Origin of the sequence: Streptomyces sp. NPDC102279, assembly GCF_044766365.1 — a bacterium.
In the GTDB taxonomy this organism is placed as follows: domain Bacteria; phylum Actinomycetota; class Actinomycetes; order Streptomycetales; family Streptomycetaceae; genus Streptomyces.
Genome location: NZ_JBIWLU010000017.1, coordinates 57,390 through 69,874 on the forward strand (window position 1 = coordinate 57,390; position 12,485 = coordinate 69,874).

The 12,485-nt window shown below is 71.8% G+C and carries 13 protein-coding genes; 7 read left to right on the plus strand and 6 right to left on the minus strand.

Annotated features, from left to right (window positions below; all coding sequences use genetic code 11):
- The first annotated feature begins 1 nt into the window (after position 1).
- Both ACIRQH_RS35590 and ACIRQH_RS35595 read left to right on the plus strand, forming a co-directional pair.
- Positions 2-670 (plus strand): potassium-transporting ATPase subunit C, encoded by a 669-nt coding sequence (locus ACIRQH_RS35590; protein WP_388874615.1) that lies wholly within the window; start codon positions 2-4, stop codon positions 668-670.
- A 118-nt stretch (positions 671-788) separates the two neighbouring features.
- The gene (locus ACIRQH_RS35595) at positions 789-1,295 is read left to right on the plus strand and encodes a GNAT family N-acetyltransferase (RefSeq protein ID WP_358818320.1); all 507 of its coding nucleotides are present in this window, start codon (positions 789-791) and stop codon (positions 1,293-1,295) included.
- 42 nt (positions 1,296-1,337) lie between these two features.
- Here ACIRQH_RS35595 and ACIRQH_RS35600 read toward each other — a convergent pair whose 3' ends face one another.
- The 5 genes from ACIRQH_RS35600 to ACIRQH_RS35620 form a co-directional block, all read right to left on the minus strand.
- Positions 1,338-2,003 carry a class F sortase gene (locus ACIRQH_RS35600; RefSeq protein WP_358818321.1) on the minus strand — a complete coding sequence of 222 codons (666 nt, stop codon included), beginning with the start codon at positions 2,001-2,003 and terminating at the stop codon, positions 1,338-1,340.
- Positions 2,004-2,261: 258 nt separating this feature from the next.
- Positions 2,262-2,981: a hypothetical protein gene (locus ACIRQH_RS35605; RefSeq protein WP_388874619.1), complete on the minus strand. Its 720-nt coding sequence runs from the start codon at positions 2,979-2,981 to the stop codon at positions 2,262-2,264.
- Positions 2,982-3,384: 403 nt separating this feature from the next.
- On the minus strand, positions 3,385-4,752 hold the full coding sequence (gene lysA / locus ACIRQH_RS35610) for a diaminopimelate decarboxylase (protein WP_388874621.1): 1,368 nt from the start codon (positions 4,750-4,752) through the stop codon (positions 3,385-3,387).
- A gap of 9 nt (positions 4,753-4,761) precedes the next feature.
- Positions 4,762-5,202 (minus strand): SAV_915 family protein, encoded by a 441-nt coding sequence (locus ACIRQH_RS35615; RefSeq protein WP_358818324.1) that lies wholly within the window; start codon positions 5,200-5,202, stop codon positions 4,762-4,764.
- 365 nt (positions 5,203-5,567) lie between these two features.
- Positions 5,568-6,161, minus strand: a complete 594-nt coding sequence (locus ACIRQH_RS35620) for a universal stress protein (RefSeq protein WP_388874624.1) — start codon at positions 6,159-6,161, stop codon at positions 5,568-5,570.
- A gap of 227 nt (positions 6,162-6,388) precedes the next feature.
- On the opposite strand from ACIRQH_RS35620, the gene ACIRQH_RS35625 reads away from it, so the two are divergent.
- Positions 6,389-7,135: an SDR family oxidoreductase gene (locus ACIRQH_RS35625; protein ID WP_358818326.1), complete on the plus strand. Its 747-nt coding sequence runs from the start codon at positions 6,389-6,391 to the stop codon at positions 7,133-7,135.
- Between the two features lie 87 nt (positions 7,136-7,222).
- Here the strand turns inward: ACIRQH_RS35625 and ACIRQH_RS35630 are convergent, their stop codons facing one another.
- On the minus strand, positions 7,223-7,855 hold the full coding sequence (locus ACIRQH_RS35630; RefSeq protein ID WP_358818327.1) for a hypothetical protein: 633 nt from the start codon (positions 7,853-7,855) through the stop codon (positions 7,223-7,225).
- Between the two features lie 384 nt (positions 7,856-8,239).
- Here ACIRQH_RS35630 and hemL point away from each other — a divergent pair, with 384 nt between their 5' ends.
- The 4 genes from hemL to ACIRQH_RS35650 all read left to right on the plus strand — a co-directional run bounded on the left by hemL (position 8,240) and on the right by ACIRQH_RS35650 (position 12,438).
- Positions 8,240-9,556, plus strand: coding sequence for a glutamate-1-semialdehyde 2,1-aminomutase (gene hemL, locus ACIRQH_RS35635; protein WP_358818328.1), 1,317 nt, complete (start codon positions 8,240-8,242; stop codon positions 9,554-9,556).
- A complete protein-coding gene (locus tag ACIRQH_RS35640; protein ID WP_358818329.1) occupies positions 9,553-10,272 on the plus strand; it encodes a histidine phosphatase family protein in 720 nt (239 codons plus the stop codon). The genes hemL and ACIRQH_RS35640 overlap by 4 nt, the downstream gene beginning before the upstream one ends.
- Positions 10,273-10,491: 219 nt before the next feature.
- On the plus strand, positions 10,492-11,748 hold the full coding sequence (locus ACIRQH_RS35645) for a hypothetical protein (RefSeq protein WP_388874631.1): 1,257 nt from the start codon (positions 10,492-10,494) through the stop codon (positions 11,746-11,748).
- 66 nt (positions 11,749-11,814) lie between these two features.
- Complete coding sequence (locus tag ACIRQH_RS35650) at positions 11,815-12,438, plus strand: TlpA family protein disulfide reductase (RefSeq protein WP_388874634.1); 624 nt, start codon at positions 11,815-11,817, stop codon at positions 12,436-12,438.
- Positions 12,439-12,485 lie beyond the last annotated feature (47 nt).

Below are 12,485 nucleotides of genomic sequence, written 5' to 3' on the forward strand. Positions count from 1 at the left end.
CATGAACAACTCGGTTACGAACACGGCCCGGTTGCTGTGGGCCGGCCTGCGAGCCCTCCTGGTGCTCACCGTGGTGACGGGCGTGATCTACCCGCTCGCCGTCACCGGGGTGGCCCAGGGTCTGTTCCCCGGCAAGGCGAACGGGTCGGAGATCACGGCGAACGGCAAGGTCGTCGGCTCCTCCCTGATCGGCCAGGCCTACAACCTCCCGCTGAAGAAGGGCCAGGAGACCCCGGAGCCCGACCTGAAGTGGTTCCAGGGCCGCCCGCAGAACGGTCTCGGCACCAACGGCGTCAACACCCGGTACCAACTGATCCTGTCGGGCGCGACCAACCGCTCCGGTGACAACGCCGACCTGATCAAGTGGGTCAAGGACGCCAAGGCCGCCGTCGTCGAGGACAACTCGACCGCCGGCTACAAGGTGAAGCCCTCCGACGTACCCGCCGAAGCGGTCACGTCCTCCGGCTCCGGCCTGGACCCGGACATCTCCCCCGACTACGCGGACCTCCAGATCCACCGCGTCGCCGAGAAGAACCGACTCCCTGTCGCCCAGGTGCGGAAGCTGGTCGACGAGCACACCGACGGCCGTACCCTCGGCTTCGTCGGCGAGCCCCGGGTCAACGTGCTCGAACTCAACATCGCGCTCGGGGAACTCGTGGCGAAGGGCTGACGGCTCATGTGCACCAGGCGGGAGTCGGCGGCCCGGGACACGTCCCGCGCACGCCGACTCCCGCCGCCGTGGAAAAAAGGGGGAGACGCCGTGCCGGCCCCCGCTGAAGACTCACCCCATGACCGAACTCACCACGCCACCGCGTCTCGTGGCACCCACGCCGGCCGTGCGGGACTCCTACCTCGCCGGTGAACGCGCCGACTGCGCGGCGGAGAGCAGGAGTACCGACTCGCTCGACCTGGCCGCGGAGGACTTCACGGCCTACGTCGAGGAACGGCGCGGCACACGGACCCGCTGGGGTGTCCCCTCCACCGTCTTCTGGTACGTCTCCGGCGCGCACTACCTCGGCAGCCTCGTCGTCCGCCACGACCTCACCCCCGAACTGGCCGAGGTCGGCGGTCACGTCGGCTATCACGTCGTCACCCCCTGGCGCCGTCAGGGCCACGCCACCCGGATGCTGACGGCCGGCCTCACCGAATGCCGCCGTCTCGGTCTCGGCCGGGTCCTGCTGACCTGCGACGCGGACAACGAGGCATCCCGCCGGGTGATCCTCGCCAACGGCGGCGTCCCCGACGGCCGGATCCGCGGTGAGGACCGCTTCTGGATCGGTGTCGGGGACGCGTGAACGGGGTCCCGGACGAGAGCCGGGCGTCCGGTGGCCCGTCCGTCAGACGAGGTGGGCGAAGACCACCAGGTTCTCGGTGTAGTCCTTGGCGGAGCGGTCGTAGTTGCCGGCGCAGGTGATCAGACGGACCTGCGCGTCGGGGGTGTCCGTGTACACGCGCTTGTCGGGGAAGTCGTCCTTCTCGAACGTGTCCGAGCTGTCCACGGCGAAGGTCGCCGTACGGCCGTCGGACCGTTTGACGCTGAACTTGTCGCCCTTCTCCAGGTCGCTCAGGCCGGCGAACACGGCGGCGGAGGTCTTCGTGTCGACGTGCCCGGCGATGATCGCCGCACCGCGCTCACCGGGCGAGACGCCCTTGGCGTACCAGCCGACCAGGTTCACGTCGTCCGCCGGCGGCGGTTCGAGCCGGCCCGAGTCGTCGATCGAGAGTTCGGTGAACGGCGCGTCCACCTCGATCTTCGGGATGAGCAGCCGCGTCGGCTCGGCCCGGGGGAGGTACTTGCCGGACGGGCGGGCAGCCGAGGACGCGGAGGACGACGCGGCGGGGGCCGCCGCCGCGCGGGACGCACGGGTGGGGCCGGACGGATCGTCATGACCGCGGAACACGCTCGTGGCCATGAGGATCGCGATGCCGGCGCACCACACGATCCAGGTCAGGCGCCGCCGGGGGTTGCGGGTCTCGGCGGGGAAGGACGACCGGGCTGCCATCGGGCACCACCTCATCGGGTCGGGCAGCGGAACGAACGCGGGGCAGTCAGGCACCCCCGGGCGTGCGGCGGGCGCGGTGACTGCGGGAGAAGCGGTGGAGCGGAGTCGGCCGGAGGAGCGCCGGGGGCGCGTCGCGTCGGGCGCGCCCCGTGCGGCCCGGAGCCATGCGTAGGCAACAAGGGAGGCTGACGGGAAGCCGGCCGGGCCGCCACGGAGTACGTGGGGTGGCGGCCCGGGCCACTATGTCGTCAGGCATGGTCAGGCCACACCGCCCTCGGCGTTCCTACGACGCACCACGTAGACGCCCGCGGCCGCGAGACCGAGGACCGCGATACCGCCGGCCGTGACACCCGGCGTGGCGAGCCCGCCGCCACCGGTGTGCATGCCGCCGTGCGGCTTCTCCTCCTCGTCCTTGCCGTGCTCGTCCCACGAGCCCTTGTCCTGCTCGGAGTCCCAGGAGCCCTTCTCGTGGTCGGAGTCCGAGGACTCCTTGTCCTTGTAGGTCTCCGGGTCGTACTTCTTGTCGCCCTTGGACGAGTCGTCCGTCTTGACGCCCGTCAGCGCGCCACCGCCGGTGTGCATGCCGCCCTGGGGCTTCTCCTGCTCGTCCTTGCCCTTCTCCCACGAGCCCTTCTCGTGCTCCGAGTCCGAGGACTCCTTGTCCTTGTCGCCCTTGGACCAGTCGTCGCCGGTGACGGCCGTCAGCGCGCCGCCGCCGGTGTGCATGCCGCCGTTCGGCTTCTCGTGCCACGAGCCCTTGTCGTGGTCGCTGTCCTTGTCGTGCTCCTTGCTGTAGGAAGAGGAGGAATCGTCGTGCTCCTTGGTCGAGGAGGACGAAGAGTCGTCGTGCTCCTTGGTCGAGGAGGACGAGGAGTCGTTGTCCCAGTCGCCGGCCGTGACGGCGTAGGCGCCGGGGGCGGCGATCGCGAGAGCGGCGGTGGCCGTCGCGGCAGCGAGGAGCATGCGGGCAGATCGCATTGTCGGAGTCCTTCCGTCAAGACCGGGCAGCTGACCTCTTGTCAGCAGACACGAACCCGGCCCGACGTGATCCACCGTCAATCCGATCCGTCCCCCCCACCACTTGGGACGCACGCTCGGCCCACTCCCGCGGCCACCCCCATCGGCCGTCAGGTTCGCCCACCCGGGAACGGGCACACCTCTCTGACCTGGCCGTTCGGCGCGCCCCTCCGGCGTGTCGCGCAGCCCGCGGGGCGCTTTGCGTGTGACCCGATCGGCGGCGACTCGTCTGCCCGCCGTTCCGGGCGCGGCGCGAGACCAGGCAATGCCCGATCGCGACGTCCTGACGGACCACGGGCCGTCAGGCCACGATGCCCGGGAGGGCACGGGCCGTCAGATCGCGGCGACCGGGAGGCACGGATCGTCAGATCCCGACGTCCCGGCGGTTCATGTCCTCCGGCGACTCCCGGCGGACGAGAAGGCGCGCCACACCGCCGGACACCGCGACCACGGGCGGGCGGCCGACCAGGTTGTAACCCGAGGCCATGGAGAGGTGATACGCCCCGGCCGCGGGGACGGCGAGCAGATCACCCGGGCGCACGTCCCCCGGGAGCGCCACCTCGTCGGCGAGGACGTCGCCCGCCTCGCAGTGCCGGCCCACGACGGTGACCAGGCGGGGCGGGGCGCCGGAGACCCGGCCCACGAGCCGGGGCGCGTAACGGACGCCGTAGAGCGCGGGCCGCGGGTTGTCGCTCATCCCGCCGTCGACGGCGACGAACGTGCGGCCGCTGGTGCGCTTGACCGAGAGGACCCGGTAGACGGCGACCCCGGCCGGTCCGACGATGGCCCGTCCCGGCTCCAACGTGAGCCTGGGGACGGGCAGTCGGGCATGGGCGCAGCCCTCCTCCAGCTCGGCGCGGACCCGGCCGGCCAGGACCGGGACGTTCATGCTGTCCTCGCCGGGGCGGTAGGCGATCGCGTGCCCGCCGCCGATGTCCAGCTGGGGGAGGACGACTCCGTGTTCGTCCCGCACCCGTGCCATGAGCCCGACCAGACGGCGCACGGCGCCGACGTACGGCTTCACGGAACCGATCTGTGAGCCGATGTGACAGTGCAGGCCCACGAGTTCGAGGTGCGGCTGGCCGAGTATCCGGGCGATGGCATGCCGTGCCGAGCCGTCCGTGATCGACAGGCCGAACTTCTGGTCCTCCGTTCCGGTACGCACCTTGGCGTGTCCGCCGGCGGCTATGCCGGGCACCACCCGCACCATGACCTTCTGCCGGCTGCCGGACGGGGTGATCGCGGCGAGGCGCGCGATCTCCGAGGTGCTGTCCACGACGATGCGTCCCACCCCGAGGCGGAGCGCGGTCCGCAGGTCCTCGGGGCTCTTGGCGTTGCCGTGCAGCACGATCCGTTCCGGCGGGAAGCCCGTGGTGACGGCGAGGGCGAGTTCCCCGGCGGAGCAGACGTCGAGGCCGAGGCCCTCCTCCCGTACCCAGTGCGCCATCGCCCGGCACAGGAAGGCCTTCGCCGCGTACACGACGTCGGCGTCGGGGAACGCCGTGCGGTACGTACGGCAGCGGGACCGGACCTCCTGTTCGTCCAGGACGTAGACCGGGGTGCCGAAGCGGTCGGCGATCTCGGCGAGGGGGACACCGGCGAGGGTGAGGTCACCGCCGGGGGCGGGACGCGCGGAGCGGGGCCAGACGGTGAGGCCGTCGGCGTCCCGGGCGTCGGCCGGGACCTCCGGGACGGGGGACGCGACGATCGCGGGGAGTTCCTGGATGGACATGACGCCTCCTCAGCCGAGCAGCGGGTTCGGACGGACGGCGACCGTCGTGGCGCCGGTCGCGCGCAGGGCGCCCACATGCGGGGGATGCCACCGGCGCCGGGAGTTGTCGCGCTCGCGGACGGTCGCGGCGGCACGGTCGGCGGCGGGGGCGGAGAGCTGCGGGTCGACGGTGAGGGCGGTGACGCCCAGCGGTGCGGCGAGGGCGCGCAGCGCGGGTTCGGAGAGCCTGATCCAGGCCTGTCCGGCGCCGAGCGTGGCGGTGAGGCGGGCGGCCGAGGTGAAGCCGACGGCCGTACGACCGCCGACGGGCGTACGGAAGAGGCGGGCCGTGCAGCCCGTGGGCCCCGGCCGGACGGGGACGAAGAGAGGTCCGCGCGACCCCTGCCCGTGCCGTCCGGCCGGGAAGGGTTCGGAGGGCTCGGGGTCCTCGGCGGTGTCGAGTGGAGACATGTGCTGCTCCTCGAAGAGGGGGTGCGCCGCCCGGCCCGTTCGCCGGACGCCTCGGTGACGCTATGCCCGCCCTACGGGGGAGCGGGCGGCTCCCTGACAGATGCTTGACGGCGGCTGCCGGGGCCGTGACGGGATCTTGACGGGGGCGGGGTGCGTCGGCTGCCCGGCCGGAGGTGTCTCGGCCGTCCGGCGTCAGGGCATCGGGGCTGTTGGTCCCGTGTGCCGGTGGCAGGGGAACGGGCGCCCGGGCGGTGTCCCGGGCGTCGTCCGGCGATGGACTCGTCCGCAGGCGGTGGCACAGTCCTTACCGCCGGGGCGCCCGTGTCGCGCCACCGCGCGTACGGGCCCGGCGGGGGCGGTTCCGCTCAGCGGCTGCCGACCGTCAGTTCCCTCGCGTCGAGGGGCAGGTGGAGGCCGATCCTGCGCCGGACCGCCGCGAGATCGCCCACCAGGGGCGAGGGCGGTACGGCGAGGACGGGGCAGTCGGCGTGTGCGAGGCAGTACCGGGCGACGGAGGGGAACAGGGCGCGGCGCAACGGTCCTCGACCCCCTGCCCCGACCACCAGGAGGTCGTCCTCACCGGCGGCGCTCTCCACGAGCGCGGGCCCGGTCGCGCCCTGGACGACCACGGCCTGGAACGACACCTCGGGCCCCTCGGGTCCGAAGGCCGAGCCGAGCGCGTCGAGGAGCCGCCGGCCGGCGTCCTGGCGGAGGTCCTCCAGCGGCAGGGGGCAGACGGCGCGCCGGTACCCGTACGTACCGCCGGGCGGCTCCCAGGCGAGTACGGCCAGCAGGTCGGCGCCGCCACGGCGGGCCTCGTACGCGGCCCGGTGCAGCGCGGCCAGGCTCCCCGGCGACCCGCTCACCCCGACGACGACACGCCGCCGGCCGGCTCCCGGGCGGACACCGCCGCCCGCGCCGCTCTCCCCGCCCACACCCGCACCCGTAGCGCGCACCATGTCCTCCGCGTCCCTCTCCGGCCGTCCGCCGCACGGGCGCCCAGGTATCCGTTGCCCAGGAATCCGGCCGCCTCCCATGGAAGGCGCGGGTGAGGACGGGTGTCCGGCGTCTTGACGTCTCTCTGACCCCGCCCGCCTCCGCGCTGACGCACCTCTGACGTCCGCCCGTCCCGCGCCTGGCAGACTGGCCGGCTGAACGGCGAGGAACGGCGAGACAGGGACGGGCGATGGCGATCGTGGAGGACGGAAACAGGACCACCGTGGTGACGGGCGGCAGCCGGGGGATCGGCGCGGCCGTGAGCCGGCGGCTGGCCGAGGACGGGCACGACGTCGTCATCGGCTATCGGTCCGACGCCGCGGCGGCCGAGAAGGTCGCCGAGGAGGTCCGTGCCGTGGGCCGGCGGTGCCTGACCGTGGCCGTCGACACGTCCGACGCGGGCGCGGTCGACCGGCTCTTCGACGCGGCGACGGCCGGACTCGGCCCGGTCACCGGCCTGGTGAACAACGCCGGGATCAGCGGCCCGAACGGCCGCCTCGCCGACGCCGACCCGGCCGGCATGCGGCAGGCCCTGGAGGTCAACGTGCTCGGCTACCTGCTCTGCGCGCGGCGTGCCGTGCGGGAGATGACCGCGGCGGGCGGGGGAGCGATCGTCAACATCTCCTCCGCCGCGGCGACGCTGGGCAGCCCGGGCCAGTACGTCCACTACGCCGCCGCGAAGGCCGCCGTCGACGCGCTGACCATCGGCCTGTCCAAGGAGGTCGCGGCCGACGGCATCCGCGTGAACTGCGTCGCCCCCGGCACGGTCTGGACCGACTTCCACGAGGACCCCGAGCGCCCGGCCCGCGTGGCCACGGCCATCCCCCTGGGCCGAGCGGGGCGCCCGGACGAGATCTCCGGCGCGGTGTCCTGGCTCCTGTCACCCGACGCGTCGTACACGACGGGCGCGGTACTGCGGGTGGCGGGCGGGCTATAGCGCGCGGCGCGGCGTGGTTCCCCGGTTACGGCGGAGGCACGCGAGAGGCGGGGTTCGGGGCCCGGTCGTGCGGCAGTACGTCTCGGGTCAGGGCCACACCAGGCAGTAGGGCTGGTGGCCCGCCTCGTGGAGGCGGTGGGAGAAGTCCTGCCATTCGTGCAGCAGCTGGTACACGTTGAACGCGTCGCGGGGGCCGCCTCGGTCCGGGACCGTGGACCAGATGAAGGCGGCCGCGCCGACCGCCTCCTCGCCGATGCCGCGGAGCGGGTCGACGACCGTCATGGGGAGCTTGACCACGGCGTAGTCGGGGTGGAGGACGACCAGCTCCAGCGGGGGGACCTTGTGCAGGGGGACGCCCTCTATGCCGGTGAGGACCATCGCGGCCATCGTCTCCGGCTTGATCTTGGTGAACATGCCGTTCATCCCGAGCTCGTCGCCGCCGAGCTCCTCGGGGCGCATCGAGATCGGGACCCGGGCCGCCGTCGCGCCGTCCGGAGCGCCGAAGTATTTGTACGTCACCCCCACCCGGCCACCATTTCCGCTTCCGGCCCGCAGCCGCCCCACCGAGCCGTCGTCGAGCCCGGGATCGCCCTGCGGTCCCTGTGCCTGACCAGCCCGAGTGCCGGCCGCTTCCTCCGCCTCGCGTCGGTGCTTCCCCCGCCGGGCACGCCGAGGACCGAGGTCATCGGTCCCCTCGCCCAGTCCGCCACCGCGATGCATATCTCCACCCGACTGCTTTTCTAAGGCGCGCGACCCCCGCCACGCAACCCGATCATCGTGACAGTGACCTCCCCCACGGCCGCACGCCGAAACGTACGCTGAAACACCTGTCCGCGGGATCTTCGCGGCCCCTGAACACGATGGTTCATGTGAGCTGTCCGTCCGTAGCCCCAGTTTCGCAGATGGCCGGGAGAAGGGGGCCGGTTGTCGTACCGGGCTCCTCGCCGCCCGTCCGCGATGGCCGGGATCATTCCTCTCTGAAGCCGTACGTCGGGCCGCGCCCGTCCGTTCACGGTTCCCCGTTCTTCCCCTCCCGGGTCCCCGGCGCCCCTGGCCTACCCTGAGGTAGTCACTAGCCCCCCGGAGTCGGAGACGTCGCAGGTCATGACCGAACTGCCTTACCCCTACGAAGCCCCAGCCTCGCAGTCGCTCTTCGACCGTGCGGCCGCCGTCACCCCAGGTGGCGTGAACTCGCCGGTGCGCGCCTTCCGAGCCGTGGGCGGTACGCCCCGGTTCATGGTGTCCGGCACCGGTCCGTACCTCACCGATGCCGACGGCCGTGAGTACGTCGACCTCGTCTGCTCCTGGGGTCCCATGATCCTCGGACACTCCCACCCCGAGGTCATCGCCGCCGTCCACGAGGCCGTCTCCCGCGGTACCTCCTTCGGTACGCCCGGTGAGGGAGAGGTCGCCCTCGCCGAGGAGATCGTCGCCCGCGTCGAGCCCGTCGAGCAGGTCCGGCTCGTCTCCAGCGGCACCGAGGCGACGATGTCGGCCATCCGGCTCGCGCGCGGGTTCACCCGGCGGGCGAAGGTGATCAAGTTCGCCGGCTGCTACCACGGCCACGTCGACTCGCTTCTCGCCGCGGCGGGCAGCGGCCTCGCCACGTTCGCCCTGCCGGACACCCCCGGTGTCACCGGCGCGCAGGCCGGCGACACCATCGTCCTGCCGTACAACGACCTCGAAGCCGTGCACGCCGCCTTCCACGCGCACCCCGGCGAGATCGCCTGTGTGATCACGGAGGCCTCGCCCGGCAACATGGGCGTGGTGCCTCCCGCGCCCGGGTTCAACCAGGGACTGAAGGACGCCTGCGCGAAGAACGGCGCCCTGTTCGTCTCCGACGAGGTGATGACCGGCTTCCGCACGAGCAAGGCCGGCTGGTTCGGGATCGACGGTGTGCGTCCCGACCTGATGACCTTCGGCAAGGTGATGGGCGGCGGCTTCCCGGCCGCGGCGTTCGGCGGCCGCGAGGACGTCATGGCGCACCTCGCGCCGGCCGGGCCGGTGTACCAGGCGGGCACGCTCTCGGGCAATCCCGTCGCCACCGCGGCCGGACTCGCGCAGCTGCGGCTGCTCGACGACGCGGCGTACGACAAGATCGACGCGGTGTCGGAGCGGATCCGGACGCTGGTGACCGAGGCGCTCACCAAGGAGGGTGTGACCCACCGCCTGCAGAACGCCTCCAACATGTTCTCCGTGTTCTTCACGGGACGCGATGTGCGCGACTACGAGGGCGCGAAGGCGCAGGAGTCCTTCCGCTACACCGCGTTCTTCCACTCGATGCTGGCGCAGGGCGTGTACCTGCCGCCGTCCTCGTTCGAGTCGTGGTTCGTGTCGACGGCCCATGACGACCAGGCGGTTCAGCGGATCGCCGACGCCCTTCCGGCGGCGGCACGGGCAGCGGCGGAGGCCACGGCATGAGCGAGTCCATCGGCACGAACGGCGGCATCGGCGGTACGGGCGACGACGACATCACCGTCGTCCACCTGATGCGGCACGGTGAGGTCGCCAACCCGGACGGCGTGCTCTACGGGCGGCTGTCCGGCTACCACCTGTCCGAGCTCGGCCGGCAGATGGCGGACCGGGTGGCGGAGCACCTCGCGCCGCGTGACGTCACCCACGTCGTGGCCTCGCCGCTGGAGCGGGCGCAGGAGACGGCCACGCCGATCGCCAAGGCGCACGGGCTCGACCTGGCGACCGACGGGCGGCTCATCGAGGCGGACAACGTCTTCCAGGGCAAGACCTTCGGGGTCGGGGACGGCGCGCTGCGGCGGCCGGAGAACTGGAAGCACCTCGTCAACCCGTTCAAGCCGTCCTGGGGCGAGCCCTACGTCGACCAGGTCGTGCGGATGATGGGCGCGCTGGACGCGGCCAAGGACGCCGCGCGCGGTCACGAGGCGGTGCTGGTGAGCCATCAGCTGCCGATCTGGATCGTGCGCAGCTATGTGGAGAAGCGCCGGCTGTGGCACGACCCGCGCAAGCGGCAGTGCACGCTCGCCTCCCTGACGACCTTCACCTACCGCGGCGACAAGATCGTGTCCGTGGGCTACAGCGAGCCCGCGCGCGATCTGGTTCCGGCGCACCTCCTCGCCGGTGCCAAGCCGGTGAAGGGCAAGGACAAGGCGTTCGGAGCCTGATGGGCCGACTCGGCCGGGACGCAGACGCGCGGGCCGTCGGGACGGCCGATTCGGCGAGGTTCGCAAAGTTCGTGGACCCGGCCAGTCCGGCCAAATGAGCGCATCTTCGTAAAATCATATAAATCTGCGCGAGTTATACGGAACCCGCGACTTCATCGTGCCCTCTCATGGGGTGCCAGCTGAGAGCCAGCTGAGAGGGTGCGATGAAACGAGGACCGTATGCGGGACGTCAGCCGGAGGGGAATGATCGGTCTCGGGGCAGGTGCCGCGGCCGCACTGGGACTTGCCGCGTGCGGCACCGCGGAGAAGGACGCCGTGGGTCACGCCGGTGGTTCCCCCACGGCGGGCAGCGGCAGGCCCGGCACCCCGAAGCGGACCGTGCGCCCCATCGGTGACGGTTCCACCGCCTACACGGGCAAGCAGCCGCACCAGCCACGGCAGCCCGTGCCGCTGGAGCCCGGCGAGACCCCGCCGCAGTTCGTGGTCTTCTCCTGGGACGGCGCCGGCGAGGTCGGCACCGGTCTCTTCGAGCGCTTCCTGCGGCTCGCCAAGGAGAACGAGGCGCACATGACGTTCTTCCTCTCCGGGCTGTATCTGCTGCCCGAGTCGAAGAAGCGCCTGTACGACCCGCCCAACAACCCGCGGGGCGCCTCGGACATCGGCTACCTCAACGACGACCACGTCCGGTCCACCCTGAAGCTGGTGCGCCAGGCCTGGCTCGACGGGCACGAGATCGGCACCCACTTCAACGGCCACTTCTGCGCCGGTTCCGGCTCGGTCGCCAACTGGACGCCCCGGCAGTGGCGCAGCGAGATCGCGCAGGCGAAGTCGTTCGTCACCGAGTGGCGCACCAACACGGGCTGGACCGATCTGCCCGCGCTGCCCTTCGACTACGAGAAGGAGCTGATCGGCGCCCGCACCCCGTGTCTGCTCGGGCAGAACAACCTGCTGCCCGCCGCCCGCGAACTCGGCTGGCGCTACGACGCCTCCTCGCCCGGCGGTGTGCAGCGCTGGCCGGAGAAGAAGGAGGGGCTGTGGGACCTGCCGCTCCAGGCGATCCCCTTCCCCGGGCACCGCTTCGAGGTCCTCTCCATGGACTACAACATCCTCGCCAACCAGTCGATCGCCACCACCCGGGCGCCCTCGTACAACTACCCGGGCTGGCGCACCCAGGCGACCAACTCGTACATCTCCGGCTTCAAGCGGGCATACGAGACGAACCGCGCGCCCTTCTTCGTCGGCAACCACTTCGAGGACTGGAACGGCGGCATCTACATGGACGCCGTCGAAAAGGCCTTCAAGTACATCGCCCACGAGAAGAGCAAGGGCGGGGACGTGCGGCTCGTCTCCTTCCGGCAGTTCGTGGACTGGCTGGACGTGCAGCGGCCCGAGGTGCTGGCGAAGCTCCAGTCGATGGACGTCGCCGAACAGCCCGTCGGGGGCTGGAAGTCCTACCTTCGGGGGCAGGCCGCCTGATATGCGGGTTTCCGCCCGCAAGGGGGGTGCGGAAGATCCCCGAAACGGGCATGCGAAACTTTTCACATGAGTGCCGCCTGCCGCGCAGACCAGCGCCCGATCCGCACCCGTCGCCGCGCCGCCCTGCTGACCGCCGGGGCCGCCGTCGCCGCGCTCGTCCTGACCGCGTGCGGGTCGGGCGGCACGAAGGGCGGCGACGGCGGCAGCGGCTTCGTCGCCGGCAAGGACGGCATCTCGACGGTGGCGAAGAGCGACCGCGTGGCCATCCCCGACATCTCCGGCAAGACCGTCGACGGCAGGAAGCTCGACGTAGCGGACTACAAGGGCAAGGTCGTCGTCCTGAACGTGTGGGGCTCCTGGTGCCCGCCGTGCCGCGCCGAGGCGCCCAACTTCGTGAAGGTCGCCAAGGAGACCGCCGGCCAGGGCGTGCAGTTCGTGGGCATCAACACCCGTGACCCCAGCACCGCTCCGGCGAAGGCGTTCGAGAAGGCGAAGGGCGTCACCTACCCCAGCCTGTACGACCCGACGGGCAAGCTGATGCTCCGCTTCAAGAAGGGCACGCTCAACCCGCAGACGATCCCGTCGACGCTCATCATCGACCGGGACGGGAAGATCGCGGCCCGCACGCTCCAGGCACTCAGCGAAGACAAGCTGCACGAGATGCTCGACCCCATCGTCGCGGAGAAGTGACCGGCGTGTCCCTTCTCGACTCCTCCACGTATCTCGCCTCGGCCGAC